General features: G+C 42.2%; 17 protein-coding genes, 2 tRNA genes, 2 rRNA genes and 2 pseudogenes. 3 read left to right on the forward strand and 20 right to left on the reverse strand.

Annotated elements, in window-relative coordinates; translation table 11 throughout:
* Positions 1-77: 77 nt before the first annotated feature.
* The 10 genes and pseudogenes from LC048_RS21570 to groES form a co-directional block, all read right to left on the reverse strand.
* The gene (locus tag LC048_RS21570) at positions 78-383 is read right to left on the reverse strand and encodes an MATE family efflux transporter (protein WP_226607632.1); all 306 of its coding nucleotides are present in this window, start codon (positions 381-383) and stop codon (positions 78-80) included.
* Complete coding sequence (locus LC048_RS21575; RefSeq protein ID WP_226607629.1) at positions 349-723, reverse strand: hypothetical protein; 375 nt, start codon at positions 721-723, stop codon at positions 349-351. Before LC048_RS21575 ends, LC048_RS21570 begins: the two co-directional genes overlap by 35 nt.
* A gap of 204 nt (positions 724-927) precedes the next feature.
* The gene (locus LC048_RS21580) at positions 928-1,713 is read right to left on the reverse strand and encodes an ATP-binding cassette domain-containing protein (protein WP_226607627.1); all 786 of its coding nucleotides are present in this window, start codon (positions 1,711-1,713) and stop codon (positions 928-930) included.
* A gap of 26 nt (positions 1,714-1,739) precedes the next feature.
* Positions 1,740-2,552, reverse strand: a complete 813-nt coding sequence (locus LC048_RS21585) for an ABC transporter ATP-binding protein (protein WP_226607624.1) — start codon at positions 2,550-2,552, stop codon at positions 1,740-1,742.
* An 8-nt stretch (positions 2,553-2,560) separates the two neighbouring features.
* A complete protein-coding gene (nikC, locus tag LC048_RS21590; RefSeq protein ID WP_226607673.1) occupies positions 2,561-3,340 on the reverse strand; it encodes a nickel transporter permease in 780 nt (259 codons plus the stop codon).
* A gap of 59 nt (positions 3,341-3,399) precedes the next feature.
* Positions 3,400-4,341 carry a nickel ABC transporter permease gene (gene nikB, locus LC048_RS21595; RefSeq protein ID WP_226607621.1) on the reverse strand — a complete coding sequence of 314 codons (942 nt, stop codon included), beginning with the start codon at positions 4,339-4,341 and terminating at the stop codon, positions 3,400-3,402.
* Between the two features lie 2 nt (positions 4,342-4,343).
* Positions 4,344-5,877, reverse strand: a pseudogene (gene nikA, locus LC048_RS21600) (nickel ABC transporter substrate-binding protein).
* Between the two features lie 61 nt (positions 5,878-5,938).
* Positions 5,939-6,796, reverse strand: coding sequence for a DMT family transporter (locus LC048_RS21605; protein WP_226607618.1), 858 nt, complete (start codon positions 6,794-6,796; stop codon positions 5,939-5,941).
* A 369-nt stretch (positions 6,797-7,165) separates the two neighbouring features.
* Positions 7,166-8,794: a chaperonin GroEL gene (gene groL / locus LC048_RS21610; protein WP_226607615.1), complete on the reverse strand. Its 1,629-nt coding sequence runs from the start codon at positions 8,792-8,794 to the stop codon at positions 7,166-7,168.
* A gap of 211 nt (positions 8,795-9,005) precedes the next feature.
* Positions 9,006-9,290, reverse strand: coding sequence for a co-chaperone GroES (groES, locus tag LC048_RS21615; protein ID WP_226607613.1), 285 nt, complete (start codon positions 9,288-9,290; stop codon positions 9,006-9,008).
* A 382-nt stretch (positions 9,291-9,672) separates the two neighbouring features.
* Here groES and LC048_RS21620 point away from each other — a divergent pair, with 382 nt between their 5' ends.
* Together LC048_RS21620 and LC048_RS21625 are read left to right on the forward strand one after the other, a co-directional pair.
* Positions 9,673-10,404, forward strand: coding sequence for a CPBP family intramembrane glutamic endopeptidase (locus LC048_RS21620; RefSeq protein ID WP_226607610.1), 732 nt, complete (start codon positions 9,673-9,675; stop codon positions 10,402-10,404).
* Between the two features lie 3 nt (positions 10,405-10,407).
* Entirely contained in the window at positions 10,408-10,608 is a 201-nt protein-coding gene (locus LC048_RS21625) for a YdiK family protein (RefSeq protein WP_226607607.1), read from the forward strand.
* A 24-nt stretch (positions 10,609-10,632) separates the two neighbouring features.
* Here LC048_RS21625 and LC048_RS21630 read toward each other — a convergent pair whose 3' ends face one another.
* Both LC048_RS21630 and moaC read right to left on the reverse strand, forming a co-directional pair.
* A complete protein-coding gene (locus LC048_RS21630; RefSeq protein WP_226607605.1) occupies positions 10,633-11,298 on the reverse strand; it encodes a redox-sensing transcriptional repressor Rex in 666 nt (221 codons plus the stop codon).
* A gap of 27 nt (positions 11,299-11,325) precedes the next feature.
* Positions 11,326-11,820, reverse strand: a complete 495-nt coding sequence (gene moaC, locus LC048_RS21635) for a cyclic pyranopterin monophosphate synthase MoaC (protein WP_041967791.1) — start codon at positions 11,818-11,820, stop codon at positions 11,326-11,328.
* 172 nt (positions 11,821-11,992) lie between these two features.
* Here moaC and LC048_RS21640 point away from each other — a divergent pair, with 172 nt between their 5' ends.
* Positions 11,993-13,921, forward strand: coding sequence for an ABC-F family ATP-binding cassette domain-containing protein (locus LC048_RS21640; protein ID WP_226607603.1), 1,929 nt, complete (start codon positions 11,993-11,995; stop codon positions 13,919-13,921).
* 505 nt (positions 13,922-14,426) lie between these two features.
* Here LC048_RS21640 and tsaD read toward each other — a convergent pair.
* From tsaD to LC048_RS21680, 8 genes and pseudogenes are all read right to left on the reverse strand, one after another.
* Complete coding sequence (gene tsaD, locus LC048_RS21645; RefSeq protein WP_226607602.1) at positions 14,427-15,446, reverse strand: tRNA (adenosine(37)-N6)-threonylcarbamoyltransferase complex transferase subunit TsaD; 1,020 nt, start codon at positions 15,444-15,446, stop codon at positions 14,427-14,429.
* Positions 15,446-15,895 (reverse strand): ribosomal protein S18-alanine N-acetyltransferase, encoded by a 450-nt coding sequence (gene rimI / locus LC048_RS21650; RefSeq protein WP_226607600.1) that lies wholly within the window; start codon positions 15,893-15,895, stop codon positions 15,446-15,448. Before rimI ends, tsaD begins: the two co-directional genes overlap by 1 nt.
* Before the next feature lie 13 nt (positions 15,896-15,908).
* Positions 15,909-16,611: pseudogene (tsaB, locus tag LC048_RS21655) on the reverse strand (tRNA (adenosine(37)-N6)-threonylcarbamoyltransferase complex dimerization subunit type 1 TsaB).
* A complete protein-coding gene (gene tsaE / locus LC048_RS21660) occupies positions 16,612-17,064 on the reverse strand; it encodes a tRNA (adenosine(37)-N6)-threonylcarbamoyltransferase complex ATPase subunit type 1 TsaE (RefSeq protein ID WP_226607596.1) in 453 nt (150 codons plus the stop codon). It lies immediately after the preceding pseudogene.
* Positions 17,065-17,320: 256 nt separating this feature from the next.
* A tRNA-Asp gene (locus LC048_RS21665) sits at positions 17,321-17,396 on the reverse strand.
* 23 nt (positions 17,397-17,419) lie between these two features.
* Positions 17,420-17,493: transfer RNA gene (locus LC048_RS21670), tRNA-Met, on the reverse strand.
* Between the two features lie 40 nt (positions 17,494-17,533).
* Positions 17,534-17,649: ribosomal RNA gene (gene rrf / locus LC048_RS21675) — 5S ribosomal RNA — on the reverse strand.
* 76 nt (positions 17,650-17,725) lie between these two features.
* A 23S ribosomal RNA gene (locus tag LC048_RS21680) occupies positions 17,726-20,657 on the reverse strand.
* Positions 20,658-20,731 lie beyond the last annotated feature (74 nt).

A 20,731-nucleotide genomic window follows, 5' to 3' on the forward strand; every position in this document is an offset into this window, starting at 1 on the left:
TTTTTTCAACTAATGAGAAAGCCTCTTTAAATTTGCATTATGTTGCAAATCACTTTCAAATATATTCCTAAAAATAGTCAGTAAAATTTTTGACGAGTTAATTTAGGAACAAATAACGATAAAAAGAATGATCTACATAGACTAAATTCGACAAGTGCAAGCCATAATCCATGGTTTTGATATAGAGGAACAAACAACCCGAGAGCACCTAAAAATACAATCAATGCTAATGCGATGGAATCCCGAATGGATTTTGCTTCGGTAGCACCTGAAAAAACCCCTTCTAGCTGTAAACCCCAGAATCCAACTATCGGAAACACCAGCATCCACACCAGGAACTCTTCTGACTTAGATATAACATCTGGAATAGTTGTAAATGCCACCAATGGCTCTGCCAACTAAGATACTAGAAGCATTCGCAAAACCACCAAATAAATAAGCGATTATATAGTGAATTTGCAGTAAGATGGCATTGGCCGCTAATGTAACTTCGCCTATACTTGCTCCGATAGAAGTAAAAGTTAGTGTCATTTTAAGACATTCATCCATCTTTGAGTAGCTAATGCTAAACGAACCTTGCCCAATCCAATGAGCCAACCAATAATAACGTATGAAAGGAGCTCCCCAAATTCGAATAGAAAAATAAGTGGAAGCAAACGATGACTCCCTTTGGCTAAAGGGTGTAATGCTATTCAAGCCCATTGAGTTTGTTGCCACTTTCATAAATTCCTCCCGCGTAATTATTCCATCAATACCAAAATTTGTACTTTAAATTAATAAATCTAGTGTAATCTTCCAATAATGAGGTTTCAGATAATCATCCAATAACAGCAATATCCACTGCCCATAGAGAAGTGGATACTGACAAAATGTAATCGATAATATTTCATTTTTACTTTATAGGTTTATACCTTTTAAATTCTTTGTTTACGATTCAAACACGCGTATCATATTTTTAGTATATGAGTGTCGGCTTTCTGAAAAGAGATCTTGCTTTTTACATTCATCTACGATTTTTCCGTTCTGCATAACCATAATCCTATGACTGATGAAATTAACAGCAGCTAAATCATGTGAAATAAATAAATATGATAATCCTAGAGATTCTTGCAAATCTTTAAGTAAATTGAGAATCATTGCTTGAATGGAAACATCAAGACTAGCTGTTGGTTCATCGAGAATAATCAATGAAGGCTCAATACTGATGGCTCTTGCAATATTTACTCTTTGCTTTTGACCGCCACTTAGTTCATGTGGATACATCGATAAATATTTTGATGGAACTCCTACCATCTCCATTAAATAATGTGCTGCCTTTTGACGATTATGACCGATTTCTTTTAAGAATGAAGGAGTATATTCTTTTTGAACGTCTAATGGTTCCATTACCTGATCTATAATTTTGATTCGCGGATTTAAAGAAGCGGTTGGATTTTGTAAGACAGCTTGAATATGCCTTCTTGCTTTACTCAATAAGCGCTTATTCATCCCATGTAAAGGCTGATTGGCAAGAAAGATTTCACCTTGGTCCATTTTTTCTAGTTGTAACAAGCAACGAGCAAGTGTACTTTTTCCACTGCCACTTTCCCCTACTAAACCTAAGCATTCACCTTTTTTAATATGGAATGACACGGAATCAACCGCTTTGTGACCACAAGAGAATTTCTTTGTAACATCCTTACAAGTAAGTGCTCTATCTGCTAATCCAATCACTTACAATCATCCTTTATCCATTAATCTTATACAAGATTTTCATTCATCATAAATAGTCTTGACGGTGTTTCCCTAAGAGGTGGTAACGCTGCAAATAATTGCTTTGTATAATCATGCTGTGGATTATTAAAAATACTTTCTTTACCTCCTTGTTCCACTATTTTTCCTTTTTTCATAATGGCAATCTGGTTTGCAAATTTTTTTACATGCCTTAAATCATGTGTGATAAAAAATACTGCACAGCCTGTCTGCTTTCTCAACTTTGCAATCATGTCTAGTACTCTTACAGCCGACATACTATCAAGCGCTGTAGTTGGTTCATCTGCAATGAGCAGCTTAGGCTTTAAAACAACAGCCATTGCCATCGCAGCTCTTTGTAGTTGTCCACCACTCAATTGGAAGGGATAACTATTATAAACACGTTCAGCAGGAAGATTGACCTCATTAAAGATAGACAATGACGCTTCCTTCCTAGCTTGTTTAGATAAAGGGGTATGCGTTATTAACAGTTCATCCATTTGTTTGCCTATTTTTATGAATGGTGTAAACGCACCCTGGTAATCCTGGAATACATATGAGATTTCCTTACCCCGAATTTTTCGATACTCTTTTTCTGTATGATTCGTAAGGTTTGTTCCACAATAAGAAATTGAGCCTGAAACAACCTTTAATTCTTTTGGCAAAATCCCACCAATTGAGGAGGCTGTAATACTCTTACCGCTTCCACTCTCACCAACTAACGCACACCATTCTCCTTCACCAATTGAAATATTAACCTGGTTTACAAGAGCAGTATCTTCGTGTTTAATCGTTAGGTTATTAATTTCTAAGATAGCCATTTTTCCCCCTATTTACTTTTGACATCAAGTAGATCTCTCAGGGAGTCCCCTAGCAGATTTAAAATAAGGACAACGAGCATAATTGCGAGGCCTGGAATATACATAAGCTGTGGTGCATTATGAAAAAAGTTGCTCCCCTCATTTAGCATCGCTCCCCACTCTGGTGTTGGTGGTTGAGCACCTAGACCAATATATGAGAGAGAAGCAATAACCAAAATGACTTTTCCAAGATCTAGTGAAGCATAAACCACTAAATTTCCAACTACATGAGGAATTATATGTTTTCTTAATATCGTAAATGATGATAATCCATTAATCTTCGCAACCGAAATGTACTCTTTTTGTTTTTCTGACAGGACTGTACTTCTTACTAATCGGGCATAGTTAACCCATTTCACAGTAACTAACGCCACGACAAGATTCACCATGCCTGGACCTAGTAACCCACTTAGAACAATCGCAATAATAAAGTCAGGAAATGCTAAAAAAGCGTCGACGATTCTCATAAAAAATCGATCAAGTGCACCACCGATATATCCAGACAATAGCCCTATGGGTAAGCCAATACCAAGAGCAAGTATTAGCACAAGCATACTTGTTCCCACTGTTGTTTGAGCACCAACGAGAATACGCGATACTATATCTCTTCCCATATGGTCTGTTCCAAATAAGTACTCCGAACTCATTGGCTTTAATCTCTCGCTTAACTGAACCTCTGTAGGATCATGGGGTGCTATAAATGGAGCCCCAAGCACAAGTATGAAAAGAACACCAATTAAAGCAACCATTCCATATAGTTTTAATGGTGACCTATCCAAAATTTTCACAAGTGTCTGGCGGACTGCTATCATTGACGATCTGCCTCCTTTAGTCGAATCTCCGGATTAAGATAGCGATAAGATAAATCGACAAGAATATTTATAGCAATAACAAATCCGCCCATAAAAAGAATATATCCTTGAATAACTGGATAGTCTCGTTTTCCTATTGCCTCGATTACAAACTTCCCTATACCGGGGTAGGCAAAAAGAACTTCAATAACAACAGTCCCTCCAAGTAAACTGCCTAAGCTTACTCCAAATATCGTAATGATAGGAATTAAGCTATAACGAAATGCATGAAAAATAAAAATTCTGCTATTACTCAAACCTCTAGCCCTTGCTGAACGAATAAAATCTTGACCTAGTGTTTCTAATAAACTCGAACGGAGAAGACGAATATAGACTGCTGACATGGCAATCCCAAGTGTTATAGAAGGTAATAATATATGCTGGAATGTTCCCTTCCCCATTGAGGGCAGCCATCCTAACTTGACTGAAAAGAACTGAATAAACAGCAGTCCTAGCCAGAAGCTAGGAACTGCTGCGCCAATTAAAGAGAGCGCTCTACTAATATGATCGATCCATTTGTCTTTATATAAGGCAGATATTGTGCCAATCGGAACAGCAATTAGCGTCATGACAATAAGTGATGAAAGGGTAATACCGAGGGTAGATGGAAACCTGCTCCATAATTCCTCAAACACCGGTTTCTTCGTCATATAAGAATCCCCTAAATCAAATTGGACAAATTGTTTGAGCCAATTTAAATATTGAATATAAACGGGGTCATTAAAACCCATTTCTTCTCTAAATTCCTCAATTTGATCTTCTGTCGTTTGAACGTCTATCACATCTAACATATACCTTGCCGGGTCTCCCGGTGCAAGCTTCATTAGGACAAAGCTAACAAATGAGAGAAAGAATAAAAATATAACTAATTCAATAACCCTTTTAAAAAGTAATTTCACGATTACTTCACACCTAAGTCTTTCGTAATCATGTAGAACTCGCTTTTATTTGTCATCCAATTTTTTACGTTATCTTTATAAGCAACAAAAATGTTTGGATAGACAATGGAAGAATGTAAATATTCTTCATCAATGAGGGATACGGCTTCTTTTGCCAATTCAATTCGCTTTTCTTCATCGATGGTTCCATTTAATTCATTGATAATCGTTTGAAGACCCTTGTGTTCATGCTTAGCAAAGTTCATTGCTCCACCTGGCATATATACTGAATTTAAGAAATAACTAGCGTCACCTCTAGGAGCAGTATTTAGACTGTAAGTTGCTAAATCCCAACTATTGCTCATCAAGTATTCATCAATATTTTCTACCACTTGAATGTCAATCTTAATTCCTAATTGTTTTGCATTGGATTGTAAAAGTTCTGAAATTAATGGTAACTCTGGGCGATAAGAATAGGTTACAACTGTTAGCGTGAGAGGTTTTCCATTCTTTACTGCTTCACCATTTACCATTTCATAGCCGGCTTCTTGTAAATATTGTTTTGCGACGTCCATATTAAATTGCTTTTGTTCGTATTCTGGCGAAAATGGAAATTCGGGTAAAAATGGACCATGAGCCACAGTACCTTGATTGACCATGATGCTTTGCACAATGGCATCTCTGTCAATCATTGCATCAATTGCTTTTCTTACCTTGACATCACTTAACGCTTCTGTATTTGTGTTAAACATCAGAAGGTGTGTGCGACTGCTTGGGGCAACATCAGTTTTGATCGCCTTATCATCTTGAAGCGTTTCAATACTCTCAATTGCTGGTCTAAATGAAATATCTGCATCTCCTGATTGTAATGCTAAAGTACGGGCATTTGCGTCTTCATTAAATGTAAGGGTTACAGCATTTAGATTTGGTTTTCCATCCCAATATTGATCATATGGCCTCTAAAGTAACTTTAGTACCCGCTTCAAATGAAACAACCACGAACGGTCCTGTCCCAACTGGTTTCTGCTCAAAGTTCTCATCTTTAACATCAATAACGGCAGCATTGGGATGAACAAGCTCTGAAGGAAATTGTGGCAATGGAACTTCTGTTGTAATTGTTAATGTTTGTCCTTTAGCATTCATAGATTGAATCTTTAATGCATTTTTCATGGATTCGCTAACTTTCATTAATCTTTCAAAAGATGCTTTAACAGCTTCAGCATCCAGCTTACTTCCATTTTGGAATGTTACATTTTCTCTAATTTTAAATGTCCATGTTTGCCCATCTTCACTGTTCCATTCTTCAGCAAGCCAAGGCTCAATTTTTAAATCCTCGTTAATCTTAACAAGGGTCTCAACCATTCCTGCTCTTAGTGGAGTCCAGTTTAAATGAGGATCCATTGTATCACTTGGGAAATTCGAAAGAAATGTTAACTCTTTGCTATTTTCAGCTTCTGTTTCACCTGTTGTGTTAGAACCTTCTTTTGAAGAGCACGCTGAAAGTAAAATTAATATCAAAGTAAATAGTAAACTAAATTTAAACAATTTCTTAAACATCTAGTTTCCTCCTAAACGTAATGATTACGATTTAAAGTGTATATTTAGTCCTTATAATTTTTTAATTAAGCTTAGTCTCTGGTGAGTGATCTTTCATTCGTGATAATGCAATACATGAAGCAATGATCAGCAGACCACCTAGAAATGTGAACGTGTCGGGTACCTCTGCCCAAAACAATAGCCCCCACATTGCATTAAACACAATACCAATATATCTAGTAATCTCAACTACGATCACATTTGCATGGGTTAACGACTTCGTTAAATAGATTTGTCCTATTAATGACACGACTCCTATGCAAATGAGTAGGAAAAGGTCTCTTATTGAAGGTATAACCATGTTATTCCAAATCATTGGTATGGACACTACGGTTGCGGTAGCTAAAAAATAAAATACAATTTCATATGAATGGTGCCTGCTGCTTAAATAACGGATGCTTGTTGCGGCTGCCCCAGCAAAAAATGCGCTTATAACTCCAATTAATGCGTATAGTGAGTATGATGAAAACTCAAATGGCTTTACAAGCAAGACCATTCCTATTAATGCAAGCGGCATTATGTATAAAACACCCTTTGGAATCTTTTCCTTTAAAAGAAAAATAGAAAAGGCAACAGCAAAAAATGGTGACAAGTGGGCCAGAATACTAGCATCAGCAAGCGGAATTTTAAAAATTGTATAAAAATAGGCGATTAAATATAGTGCACCTAGCAGTCCACGCAACGCAAGCATTGGAATTCCAGTGGCAGAAAATGAAACTTTACTGTTTTTCATGAGTATGTAAATTAAAACTGTTCCAATAATGCTTCTAAAAAATACAATTTCAGCAACAGGAATGGTATCACTAACTTCTTTAACTAGTGCATTCATTATGCTGAAGATTAAAGATGAAACAATTGCTAAAATAGCACCATTATTCATAAAACCTCCGGTAGATCCTTATCTTTACTGCATTGGATACTCACCTTGTTCTATCTAAGAACATTTTTCTCTTTAACCTCACTTTCATTAACATCTCTTATAAGATATGACATTCCACATAACACATTGATTCCGGAATCACTAAATCAGTATAAACCGTAATGATTCCTATTTGCAAGATTTATCGTTTGACATTATTTTTTGCACCCTGGCTTTCCATTGATGTGTTTACCATTCTTACACTAGAAATAAAAAAAGCTTCCCCTTAGCTTGGTCAGCTAAGGAGAAGCCCTTTTTAAATTCCCCTATGTTAGCATTTTGTTAGCAAATCACTTCAAACCCCTTATATACCAAGGGCTTGAGCGGTCATTACATCATGCCGCCCATTCCGCCCATGCCGCTCATGTCAGGCATGCCAACGCCGCCTTCTTCTGGAATGTCAGCAACTACTGCTTCAGTAGTCAAGAACATTGCAGATACGGATGCTGCGTTTTGAAGTGCATAACGAGTCACTTTAGTTGGGTCCACGATACCGGATTCGATCATGTTTACCCACTCGCCAGTTGCAGCGTTGAAGCCTGTGCCGACTTCTTCGCGCTTCAGGCGCTCAACGATGACTGATCCTTCAAGGCCAGCGTTGTGAGCGATTTGGCGAACTGGTTCTTCCATTGCACGAAGGACGATGTTCACGCCAGTAGCTTCGTCGCCTTCAGCCTGGATTCCAGCTACTTTGTTGTAGACGTTCAGAAGCGCTACGCCACCGCCTGATACAATTCCTTCTTCAACTGCAGCGCGAGTTGAGTTAAGAGCATCTTCAATGCGAAGCTTGCGTTCTTTCAATTCAGTTTCAGTAGCAGCACCAACCTTGATGACTGCAACACCGCCAGCTAGCTTAGCAAGGCGCTCTTGCAGCTTTTCACGGTCAAATTCAGAAGTTGTTTCTTCCATTTGAACGCGGATCTGGTTTACGCGGCTTGCGATTTGAGCGCTGTCTCCAGCACCTTCAACGATTGTTGTGTTTTCTTTCGTAACCACCACTTTAGAAGCGCGTCCAAGAGAAGTGATTGTAGCAGTCTTAAGGTCACGTCCAAGCTCTTCAGTGATCACTTCACCGCCAGTTAATGCAGCGATGTCTTCAAGCATAGCCTTACGGCGGTCACCAAAGCCAGGAGCTTTAACAGCTACTGCGTTGAATGTTCCGCGAAGCTTGTTGACTACTAATGTAGCAAGTGCTTCACCTTCAACATCTTCAGCAACAAGCAATAATGGCTTGCCTTGCTGTACAACCTGCTCAAGAACAGGAAGGATTTCCTGGATGCTGCCGATTTTCTTGTCAGTGATCAAGATATATGGGTTTTCAAGAACTGCTTCCATCTTGTCAGAATCAGTTACCATGTAAGGAGATGCATATCCGCGGTCGAACTGCATACCTTCAACAACGTCCAATTCTGTAGTGAAGCCTTTAGATTCTTCGATTGTGATAACGCCGTCGTTGCCAACGCGCTCCATCGCTTCAGCAATTAATTGGCCAACTTCTTCGTCAGCAGCAGAAATCGCAGCAACTTGTGCGATAGAAGCTTTGCCTTCGATTGGCTTAGAGATAGCCTTCAGCTCTTCAACAGCTGTAATAACAGCCTTCTCCATACCTTTGCGGATGCCCATTGGGTTAGCGCCGGCAGTTACGTTCTTAAGACCTTCACGAATCATCGCTTGAGCAAGAACTGTTGCAGTAGTTGTACCGTCACCAGCAACGTCGTTCGTCTTGCTCGCTACTTCAGCAACAAGCTTAGCACCCATGTTTTCGAATGCATCTTCAAGCTCGATTTCTTTTGCGATTGTTACGCCATCGTTCGTGATAAGCGGTGAACCGAATTTCTTCTCAAGAACCACGTTGCGTCCCTTTGGTCCAAGAGTTACTTTTACTGCATTTGCAAGAGAGTCAACCCCGCGAAGCATCGCGCGGCGTGCTTCTTCACTGAACTTAATTTCTTTTGCCATTGTAGAAAGACCTCCTCAGAATTTTTAATTTATATGTTATCCCACTACACTTTTGTTAGTGTCTAGCTCGAGCGCCTAGTCCCTCGAGTCGCTTGTCTAGCTGCGGCTCCTAACTCCTCGAGTTGCTTCGGTCCAGCCAATGAAGTCAAAGAACGACTTCACTGTCAGGACCTCCAGCGCTTGTCGGATTTGGGCAGTCGCCTGCGCTTTTCTATTCCACTACTGCTAGAATGTCGTTTTCACGTAGGATCAGGTACTCAGTTCCCTGGTACTTCACTTCTGTGCCTGCGTATTTTGAGAAGATAATGCGGTTACCGACTTCAACTTCAAGAGCAATGCGCTCACCGTTTTCAAGTACACGGCCAGTTCCAACAGCTACGACTTTACCTTCTTGAGGTTTTTCTTTCGCTGTGTCGGGTAAAACGATACCGCTTGCAGTTTTTTCTTCAGACTCAACAAGCTCGATAATAATGCGATCTCCTAGTGGCTTGATCAAGTGAAACAACCTCCTCAAATTATATGTAGAATTTTTTATTAGCACTCTCCTCGATAGAGTGCTAACACAATTTATATAATAATGAATCTCAATTTTTTTTGCAAGTGTGAAGCCTAACTTTTTTTATAAAATTCAGCAGTTAAATCTAACCTCTTTCCCTTCGACAGCAAGTCCTATATTTCGTGCTTTGGAAGTATGCCTGGCAAAAAAAGGACACCTTAAAGAGTATGCCAGTTCAAAGGAATTTTAACCAAAACATTCAAATGACACCCTGATATTTGAACTTTCCTGATGATTACTAGTAAAATGGATAGATAACATTCTTTATTAAAGATTTTATGGCATACACATAAACCGATCCGAATAGAAGGAGATTATCCTATTGAAAAAGGAATACTGGTACGTCATTATTGCCTATATTGCCATGCAGCTTTCTAGCTTGATTGGCATCCCGATTGTTGCCATTATCGGAGCTGCAATGGGAAAAAGCCTTGAGGAAATGGAGACACTCTCAATTCCATACTGGCTCGTAATCAGCTTTTCACTGACACTTGTGATCGTGCTTCTGCTTCTAAGGAAAGAACGCAAGACAGAGGCTGACCTACGTGATGCTTCATCTCCGGCAAGTTCTGCTGCCTGGGCTTTCGCAGGTGTATTCCTTGCTCTGTTCGCACAATCAATAGCTGCCAACATCGAAAATATGCTTGGCATCGAAATGGGCTCGGAGAATACACAGGAAATCATTAAACTGATTGAAATGTTCCCAGTCATCATTTTGGTCAGCTCAATTATCGGCCCAATATTAGAGGAAATCGTCTTTCGTAAAATCATATTTGGCAGTCTGCATAAGAAAATGAATTTCTTTTTCTCCGCGCTGATCAGCTCTGTCATTTTTGCGCTTGCGCATATGGAGCCGGAGCATGTGATCCTGTACTCAGCGATGGGCTTCACCTTTGCTTTCCTTTATGTCAAAACGAAACGGATCATCGTGCCGATAATCGCCCACGTTACTATGAATACAATGGTTGTCCTGCTTCAATCTGTATTTAGGGAAGACATTGAGAGAATGATAAAAGAAGCAGAGAAAATTCAAAGCTTTATTGGGGGATTTTAAGTTATGAAGCAATCGCCTTTATTCTCAGGCATTGTCTACATCTTGTTAGGCAGCTTGTTTACCTATTTTGCCATCCAGAATGTAACCGAGACAGGCTGGGGATTCTTTAGCTATTTACTTGTTGCCCTAGCCACGTTCGATTTTGGATCAGGCATTAGAATGATCATGTTCCATTTCAAACTGAAGAATGTACAGAAAAAATAGCTCCTTCAGCAAGGAGCTATTTTTTTATTCCACTGATTCAGTTGTTTCCGTATCTGTTGGATAATGTTTTAAGAAATAAATCAATGACTGCAATTCAACCGCCAAATCAATGTGATGGATTCTGATGGAAGGCGGCACATTCAGCCTTGCCGGCGTGAAGTTCAGAATTCCCTTGATATTCGCCTGCACCAATCGGTCTGTTATCGGCTGTGCTACCGCTGAAGGAACAGTCAAGATAGCCACCTGGATTCCTTCCTCGACGACAACCCTGTCAAGATCATCCATGTGATACACTGCCACGTCGCCGATCTTCGTGTTAACCTTACCAGGATCCACATCAAAAGCAATCTCAATTTTAGTATTATTGTTTTTTGAAAAATTATAATTCAAAAATGCTGTTCCCAGATTACCGACACCAATCAAGGCAACCTTCGTCAGTTCATCCTGATCCAATGTCTTACGGAAAAAGGAAAGCAGGTAATTCACATTGTAGCCGTATCCCTTTTTACCTAAAGCTCCAAAGTAGGAAAAATCTCTTCGGATTGTTGCTGAATCCACTTTTACCGCTTCACTTAGCTCCGCGGATGATACCCTTTGCTTTCCTGAAGAATGCAAGTTCAATAAGAACCGGTAATACAGTGGCAAACGTTTTGCGGTTGCCTGCGGAATCTTCATAGCATCATTCGTCATTCTCCATCCTCCACCCTGTCCGTATTTCTATCTCAACTTTTCTTCTCTCTTGAAATCACCGTTTTTACCGCCGGTTTTTTCGACCAGATACGTCTTGCCAATCACCATGCCTTTATCAACGGCCTTGCACATATCATAAACAGTCAGCGCACATGCTGAAGCTGCTGTTAACGCTTCCATTTCTACACCTGTATTCCCTTTTGTTTTTACAGCTGCGGCGATATTTAAGATATAGTCATTACCATTTTGCTCCCAATCGAATGAAAGGTCAATCCCTGTCAAAGGAATAGGGTGGCACATTGGGATGATTTCAGATGTCTTTTTTGCTGCCATGATGCCCGCTACCTGCGCGACAGCCAGTACATCCCCTTTTTTCATCTTATTTTCAGTGATTCTACTATATATATCTTCGTTCACGGTTATGCTTGAATGGGCGACTGCTGTGCGGACCGTCTCTGGTTTTTCACTGACATCGACCATTTTCGCTCTGCCCTCTTCATTAAAGTGAGTAAATTCTGCCATATGTAAGCTCCTTTCTATCAAATGATACACTATTTTGTCAAACTTGTGTGTGAACTTTGTTTCAGTATTCACAATACTCAGGGTTACACTATCCCCCTATCGCAGTTCACACATATTGCCGTGCCTATATTATTGAGTTACACTATCTCTAAGGCAATAGAGGTGAAAAATAATGATTTTATTACAGGTTAATCAGCTATCAAAATATTTTGCTGCTGATCTTATTTTATCGAATATAAAGTTTGAAATACAGACCAACGACCGTGTCGCGCTTGTTGGAAGGAATGGCGCAGGAAAATCAACCCTGCTGAAGATCATCGCCGGGTATGAAGCTCATGATGGCGGTGAAATCATCCGTCCTAAAGGGACAATGATTGGCTATCTCGCTCAGAATACCGGACTTGAATCCGAAAAAAGCATCTGGGATGAAATGCTGGCTGTTTTTGACCATCTGCACAGCATGGAAAAAGACTTACGCAGATTGGAAGAAAAAATGTCGGATCCTGACATTCTCTCCAACCAGACAGAATACGACAGGGTTTTGAAAGATTATGACTTGCTTCAGGTTCAGTTCAAGGAAAAAGGCGGCTACCAGTATGAAGCCGATATTCGTTCCGTCCTGCACGGTCTGAACTTCCATTCTTTTGATTATTCCACAAAAATATCCACTTTAAGCGGTGGACAGAAAACTAGACTCGCATTGGCGAAGCTTTTGTTGACCCGTCCGGATATTTTGATTCTAGATGAACCGACGAACCACCTGGATATTGACACGCTGTCCTGGCTTGAGCAGTATTTGCAGGGCTATAACGGAGCCATTCTGATCGTTTCACACGATCGCTACTTCCTTGATAAGGTTGTGAACCAGGTTTATGAAATCTCTCGTCACCAGCTGACGAAGTTTCCTGGCAATTACAGCTCGTATTTAGAACAGAAAGCCGCGAATTACGAACGTGATCTGAAACTTTTTGAGAAACAGCAGGATGAGATCAACAAGCTTCAGGATTTTATCCAGAGGAACCTGGCCAGGGCATCTACAACCAAGCGTGCTCAGAGCCGCCGGAAACAGCTTGAAAAAATAGACCGCATGGACAGGCCCAAGGGCGATGAAAAATCCGCCTCATTCAGCTTTCAAATCGAACGCCAGAGCGGTAATGATGTTCTCAAAGCCGATACACTTGCTGTCGGGTATCAGAATGATATCGTATCAGAAAATATCACGTTCAATCTTTCACGTGGAGACAGCACGGCACTGGTTGGACCGAATGGCGTTGGTAAATCAACTTTATTAAAAACAATTGTTGAGAAACTGCCTTCGATTACAGGGAATATTCAATACGGTTCCAATGTATCGATTGGCTACTATGATCAGGAACAGGCAGAGCTTAGCTCGAACAAAAAGGTGTTGAATGAACTCTGGGATGAATACCCATTGAAGTCCGAAAAAGAGATACGTACAGTCCTGGGGAACTTCTTATTCTCAGGAGACGATGTCCTAAAAATCGTTTCCACCCTGAGCGGTGGCGAAAAAGCGCGCTTGGCACTTGCCAAGCTGATGCTGCAATATTCAAATTTCCTTATTTTGGATGAGCCAACAAACCACCTCGACCTTGATAGCAAAGAAGTCCTTGAGAATGCACTTATTGATTATCCAGGTACCATCCTGTTCGTCTCACATGACCGCTATTTTATCAACAGGATTGCGACAAAGGTCCTTGAGCTAGACCGTGGTGGCTCAACTGAATACCTTGGCGATTACGATTATTACGTAGAGAAAAAGCTTGAGCAGGAAGAGCTGAAAGCACTGGCCGAGCAGGCCGCCAAAGCTTCAGGAAGTGCTGTGGACAACTCAAAGCAAGACAAGACCTCCTACCAACAGGACAAAGAAGCCAAAAAACTCGAACGCCAGCGCAAACGCCGCATGGAAGAAGTGGAAGCAAGAATTGAACAGCTAGAGTTGGAAGTCGCTGAATATGAAGAATTGCTTTGTGATCCTGAAATCTTCCAGGATCACGAAAAAGCTGGAGAAATCAATAGCAAAATTGAAGCCACAAAAGAGACACTCGATGAATTGATGGAAGAGTGGACAGAGCTGGCTTAGTATTTAGAAAAAACCGGGCATGGTTGTGTCCGGTTTTTTGTACAGAAAATCCATTCTAGACCTAAGCTTAATTTAGTCTCATATAAAATTGGAAAAAAACAAATGAAATTTCCAATTCGCTATAAAAATGTGATTTTCGCTATATTATTTTCGTTTTCGCTATAAAAATTAGATTTTCACTATATTATCAAGAATTTCGCTATAAAAATTAGATTTTCGCTATAAAAGTGATTTTAATTGTTTAAATTGTTGTCTACATTCAACTTCTCTTTTGTAAAATGGCATTGAAAATCATTTTTTATATTAAATTCTTTAATTTTCCTCCAAATAATCCACAAAAAAGTCCCGATTTAAAAACCGGGACTTTTTGTTCACATAGTTATTCATATAGTAAAGATTGATTTATAGCTTATCCAGAGAGTTTTCCACATTATACACAATTGTGTAGGTAAAACACCCACATATCCACAGAAGAGTCTGACAACATTTTTTTTCATTTACGACTTTAGTTGTGGATAGTTATCTCTAGACCTGGATTTCCATTCAAAGTTAAATCGGCGCGTTGGCCTTTTTCATAAAAAACACTTCCTGCAGCTGCAATCATCGCAGCATTATCTGTGCATAAAGACAATGGTGGAATAACAATTTCCACATCTGAATCAGCAAAATCTGTGGATAATTTCTCCCTCAAACCTCTATTCGCCGCAACTCCTCCAGCAAGCAGAACCTGTTTTACTCCATATTCCTTCACAGCTTTTTGAGTTTTAGTGACAAGTACATCTATAACGCTTGCCTGGAAACTGGCTGCTAGTTCTTCAGGAGCAATTTCTTCACCCTTTTGCCTTGCGTTATGCACAACATTGATCACAGCCGATTTCAGCCCGCTAAAGCTAAAATCATAAGAGCCTTCCTCTAGCCATGCACGGGGGAGGTCAATTGTCGCCTTTCCTTCATGAGCAAGTCTGTCGATATGCGGCCCACCCGGATATGGAAGATGCAATGTCCTTGCAACCTTATCATAGGCTTCACCTGCTGCGTCATCCCTTGTCTCGCCAATAACCTCGAAATGACCGTGCTCCTTCATATATACGAGCTCCGTGTGCCCGCCAGAAACTACAAGTGACAGCAGCGGGAAGTTCATCTCCGTTACAAGCCGGTTCGCATAAATATGGCCGGCAATATGATGTACACCAATCAGTGGAATGCCATTCGCAAACGCCAGCGCTTTGGCTGCGTTTACCCCGATTAATAATGCACCCACCAGGCCTGGTCCTTTCGTTACCGCAATGGCATCCAGGTCTTTAATATCCACATTTGCCTGTGCTAATGCTTCTTCTAATACAAGCGTAATCTGTTCAACATGATGCCTTGATGCAATCTCTGGAACTACGCCGCCGAATCGCTTATGACTCTCAATCTGAGAGGCGACGACATTCGCAAGGATTTCCCGTCCATTTTTCACAATCGCTATAGCCGTCTCATCACAGCTCGTCTCTATTCCCATTATTAATTGATCTTTTGTCATTATAAATTCACCCACATTACTAAAGCGTCTTCCATATTGTCTGTATAATACTGTTTTCTAATAGCCCCTTCTTCAAATCCAAACTTGCGATAAAGTTTTTGGGCCCTTCCATTGCTAACCCTGACTTCAAGCGTCACTCTTAATACGCCGAACTCACGAGCCAGTTCCATTACCTTGCCCATAAGCGCCCCACCCAGCTTCAATCCTCTGTATTCCGGAAGCACGGCAATATTTGTAATATGTGCCTCATCAATGATGATCCACACTCCACAGTAGCCGACTACCTTCTGGTCCACTTCTACTATTAGATACTGTGCAAACTGATTCTTCGTCAATTCATTGAAAAATGCTTCCCTGCTCCATGGAATGGTAAAGGAATTAACCTCTACTTCCATCACTTGATCCAGATCATCAACCGTCATATTGCGGATCGTTATCGTTTTATTCATCTTCTCTTCCCACTCAACTTTTAGTCTTTTGTGCTTTCAGCCAATTAGCCTCTGCTTCTGCCAGGCGGATATAATTAGGAACGAATGTATGCAGGTCAACAGCCTCTTTATCCCGTCCCAATAATGCAAGCTCTGCAGGTCTAGGATTCTGTTCTGTGATAGCTGCAAAAATTGCCTTGTCGCCAAGCTCCTCCTTGATGACCTCTTCATGGAGTATCAAATCATTGCTCGTGAACAAAATTCTGCTGTTCTTTTCATTTAAGGCTTTTACCCAATCAGCTGACATGACAAGCTGGTCTTCTTTCACAATATGTAAGTTTTGATTCACAAACTTATATAAACCTGTATAAATTTGTCCTCTCCTCGCATCAAAGAACGGAGAAACATACCCGTCAAAATAACGGCCAGACGTTGCTGCTGCAGCCTCAAGGCTCGAGACGCCTGATAACGGAATCTTCAATGTCCAGGCCATTGTTTTCGCGATCGTCACTCCAATCCGGACACCAGTGTATGATCCAGGTCCTTCAGCGACAACAATCTTCGATAGATCCCCAGGCTTTATATTACACTCTGCCATCAATGTCTGAATTGCAGGCATGACTCGTACGGAGTGATTCTTTTTTTATATTGGAGATATACTCGCCCAAAACGTTCTCACCATCAAGCAAACCAATACCTAAAACATAATTGGACGTATCAATCGATAATACCTTCATTTAAAAAATCTCCTTACATAATTCTTCATATCGATTGCCCCTTGGCTCAGCAACGATTCTTCTAGCGCCATCTTCATCAAGAAATAATTGAAGGAGCAATCGCTCTTCAGGCAACTGAGCTCCAATTAAATGAGCCCATTCTACGACCGTCACCCCATTACCTTCAAAGTATTCTTCAAAACCAAGATCTTCAAAGGCATCTTCCACACGGTATACATCCATATGGTACAAAGGAAGACGTCCCTGGTACTCCTTGATAATTGTAAAAGTAGGACTGTTCACATTCCTGGTGATTCCCAATCCTTCTGCAAGGCCTTTTGTAAAAGTCGTCTTCCCTGCACCTAAATCCCCTTCAAGGGCAATCACATCCCCGGCTTGAAGAAGACCAGCAAGCCTCTTGGCAAAATCTTTTGTTTCTTCTGGTTGCTTTGAAATGAATTGATAACTCGCCATTTATATCACCTAACTAATAATCAATTTTATAATGAAAAGCGCAAGTCCCTTATTCAGACACAGACACTTATCTAAGTTCAAAAGTTTACTTCCCCTAAAAGATAAAAAACCTTAGGAAGTCTCCTAAGGATGAAGATTCTATATGTAGTTTACACGATTTATCAAGGACGAGCAAAAAAACCAGCAATTTTTCCTTTTCAGGCAATAAAAAAAACGAAACCTTGTTTCGTCCTGATAAACTACCAAACTATAAAAATGGCGGTCCCGACCGGGATCGAACCGGCGATCTCCTGCGTGACAGGCAGGCATGTTAACCGCTACACCACGGGACCAAAATGTATGAAAAGATGGATTATTGCGGGGGCAGGATTTGAACCTGCGACCTTCGGGTTATGAGCCCGACGAGCTACCGAACTGCTCCACCCCGCGTCGATAATATTAAAAGCTAATCCATTAAATTGTTCAAACAGCCCGGCGGCGTCCTACTCTCACAGGGGGAAACCCCCAACTACCATCGGCGCTGAGAAGCTTAACTTCCGTGTTCGGTATGGGAACGGGTGTGACCTTCTCGCTATCGCCACCAGACTATTTGGTTTGAGGTTTTATTCCCTCAAAACTAGATAATGTGTAAGAAGAATTCAAGAAAAACGAGTCATCTAATTTGGTTAAGTCCTCGAACGATTAGTATCAGTCAGCTCCACACGTCACCGCGCTTCCACCTCTGACCTATCAACCTGATCATCTTTCAGGGTTCTTACTAGCTTGCGCTATGGGAAATCTCATCTTGAGGGGGCTTCATGCTTAGATGCTTTCAGCACTTATCCCGTCCGCACATAGCTACCCAGCGATGCCTTTGGCAAGACAACTGGTACACCAGCGGTGCGTCCATCCCGGTCCTCTCGTACTAAGGACAGCTCCTCTCAAATTTCCTGCGCCCACGACGGATAGGGACCGAACTGTCTCACGACGTTCTGAACCCAGCTCGCGTACCGCTTTAATGGGCGAACAGCCCAACCCTTGGGACCGACTACAGCCCCAGGATGCGATGAGCCGACATCGAGGTGCCAAACCTCCCCGTCGATGTGGACTCTTGGGGGGAGATAAGCCTGTTATCCCCGGGGTAGCTTTTATCCGTTGAGCGATGGCCCTTCCATGCGGAACCACCGGATCACTAAGCCCGACTTTCGTCCCTGCTCGACTTGTAGGTCTCGCAGTCAAGCTCCCTTGTGCCTTTACACTCTGCGAATGATTTCCAACCATTCTGAGGGAACCTTTGGGCGCCTCCGTTACTCTTTAGGAGGCGACCGCCCCAGTCAAACTGCCCACCTGACACTGTCTCCCGCCCCGATCAGGGGCGTGGGTTAGAATTTCAATACAGCCAGGGTAGTATCCCACCAGCGCCTCCACCGAAGCTGGCGCTCCGGTTTCTCAGGCTCCTACCTATCCTGTACAAGCTGTACCAAAATTCAATATCAGGCTACAGTAAAGCTCCACGGGGTCTTTCCGTCCTGTCGCGGGTAACCTGCATCTTCACAGGTACTATAATTTCACCGAGTCTCTCGTTGAGACAGTGCCCAGATCGTTACGCCTTTCGTGCGGGTCGGAACTTACCCGACAAGGAATTTCGCTACCTTAGGACCGTTATAGTTACCGCCGTTTACTGGGGCTTCGATTCAGAGCTTCGCGTGAGCTAACCCCTCCTCTTAACCTTCCAGCACCGGGCAGGCGTCAGCCCCTATACTTCGCCTTGCGGCTTCGCAGAGACCTGTGTTTTTGCTAAACAGTCGCCTGGTACTTATTCACTGCGGCTCATCTAGGCTATTCACCCAAATGAGCACCCCTTCTCCCGAAGTTACGGGGTCATTTTGCCGAGTTCCTTAACGAGAGTTCTCTCGCTCACCTTAGGATTCTCTCCTCGCCTACCTGTGTCGGTTTGCGGTACGGGCACCTTTTATCTCGCTAGAGGCTTTTCTTGGCAGTGTGAAATCAGGAACTTCGGTACTATATTTCCCTCGCTGTCACAGCTCAGCCTTCACGCAAGCGGGATTTGCCTCACTTGCAGCCTTACTGCTTAGACGCGCATATCCAACAGCGCGCTTACCCTATCCTACTGCGTCCCCCCATTGCTCAAACGATAAAGAGGTGGTACAGGAATATCAACCTGTTGTCCATCGCCTACGCCTTTCGGTACTCGGCTTAGGTCCCGACTAACCCTGAGAGGACGAGCCTTCCTCAGGAAACCTTGGGCATTCGGTGGATGGGATTCTCACCCATCTTTCGCTACTCATACCGGCATTCTCACTTCTAAGCGCTCCACCAGTCCTTACGGTCTGACTTCAACGCCCTTAGAACGCTCTCCTACCACTGACATCTAAGATGTCAATCCACAGCTTCGGTGATACGTTTAGCCCCGGTACATTTTCGGCGCAGAGTCACTCGACCAGTGAGCTATTACGCACTCTTTAAATGGTGGCTGCTTCTAAGCCAACATCCTGGTTGTCTAAGCAACTCCACATCCTTTTCCACTTAACGTATACTTTGGGACCTTAGCTGGTGGTCTGGGCTGTTTCCCTTTTGACTACGGATCTTATCACTCGCAGTCTGACTCCCACGGATAAGTCTTTGGCATTCGGAGTTTGTCTGAATTCGGTAACCCGATGAGGGCCCCTAGTCCAAACAGTGCTCTACCTCCAAGACTCTTACAACGTGAGGCTAGCCCTAAAGCTATTTCGGAGAGAACCAGCTATCTCCAAGTTCGATTGGAATTTCTCCGCTACCCACACCTCATCCCCGCACTTTTCAACGTGCGTGGGTTCAAGCCTCCAGTTGGTGTTACCCAACCTTCACCCTGGACATGGGTAGATCACCTGGTTTCGGGTCTACGACCACATACTAATTCGCCCTATTCAGACTCGCTTTCGCTGCGGCTCCGTCTTCTCAACTTAACCTTGCATGGGATCGTAACTCGCCGGTTCATTCTACAAAGGCACGCCATCACCCATGAACGGGCTCTGACTACTTGTAGGCACACGGTTTCAGGATCTATTTCACTCCCCTTCCGGGGTGCTTTTCACCTTTCCCTCACGGTACTGGTTCACTATCGGTCACTAGGGAGTATTTAGCCTTGGGAGATGGTCCTCCCAGCTTCCGACGGGATTTCTCGTGTCCCGCCGTACTCAGGATCCACTCAGGAGGGAACGAAGTTTCAACTACAGGGTTTTTACCTTCTATGACGGCCTTTCCAGACCACTTCATCTACCCCGTTCCTTTGTAACTCCATGTTGAGTGTCCTACAACCCCAAGAGGCAAGCCTCTTGGTTTGGGCTATGTCCCGTTTCGCTCGCCGCTACTCAGGGAATCGCGTTTGCTTTCTCTTCCTCCGGGTACTTAGATGTTTCAGTTCCCCGGGTCTGCCTTCAATACCCTATGTATTCAGGTAAAGATACTGTTCCATTACGAACAGTGGGTTTCCCCATTCGGAAATCTCCGGATCAAAGCTTACTTACAGCTCCCCGAAGCATATCGGTGTTAGTCCCGTCCTTCATCGGCTCCTAGTGCCAAGGCATCCACCGTGCGCCCTTTCTAACTTAACCTAAAAGGTCATTTCTCTATTAAATAGAGAGAAAAACTAAAATGGCGATCACTCGGTTTTTTCTTGGTTCTTCTT

It is taken from the genome of Mesobacillus subterraneus (assembly GCF_020524355.2).
Taxonomy (GTDB): Bacteria; Bacillota; Bacilli; order Bacillales; family Cytobacillaceae; genus Mesobacillus; species Mesobacillus subterraneus_C.

Excerpts from the sequence above, each read along its gene's own strand:
- tsaE (WP_226607596.1), bottom strand. The coding sequence starts at position 17,064 with ATGGCGAGTTATCAATTCATTTCAAAGCAACCAGAAGAAACAAAAGAT.
- LC048_RS21575 (WP_226607629.1), bottom strand. The coding sequence starts at position 723 with ATGAAAGTGGCAACAAACTCAATGGGCTTGAATAGCATTACACCCTTT.
- groL (WP_226607615.1), bottom strand. The coding sequence starts at position 8,794 with ATGGCAAAAGAAATTAAGTTCAGTGAAGAAGCACGCCGCGCGATGCTT.
- nikC (WP_226607673.1), bottom strand. The coding sequence starts at position 3,340 with ATGGTTGCTTTAATTGGTGTTCTTTTCATACTTGTGCTTGGGGCTCCA.
- LC048_RS21605 (WP_226607618.1), bottom strand. The coding sequence starts at position 6,796 with ATGAATAATGGTGCTATTTTAGCAATTGTTTCATCTTTAATCTTCAGC.
- LC048_RS21640 (WP_226607603.1), top strand. The coding sequence starts at position 11,993 with ATGATTTTATTACAGGTTAATCAGCTATCAAAATATTTTGCTGCTGAT.
- LC048_RS21585 (WP_226607624.1), bottom strand. The coding sequence starts at position 2,552 with ATGGCTATCTTAGAAATTAATAACCTAACGATTAAACACGAAGATACT.
- rimI (WP_226607600.1), bottom strand. The coding sequence starts at position 15,895 with ATGAATAAAACGATAACGATCCGCAATATGACGGTTGATGATCTGGAT.
- tsaD (WP_226607602.1), bottom strand. The coding sequence starts at position 15,446 with ATGACAAAAGATCAATTAATAATGGGAATAGAGACGAGCTGTGATGAG.
- moaC (WP_041967791.1), bottom strand. The coding sequence starts at position 11,820 with ATGGCAGAATTTACTCACTTTAATGAAGAGGGCAGAGCGAAAATGGTC.
- LC048_RS21630 (WP_226607605.1), bottom strand. The coding sequence starts at position 11,298 with ATGACGAATGATGCTATGAAGATTCCGCAGGCAACCGCAAAACGTTTG.
- LC048_RS21625 (WP_226607607.1), top strand. The coding sequence starts at position 10,408 with ATGAAGCAATCGCCTTTATTCTCAGGCATTGTCTACATCTTGTTAGGC.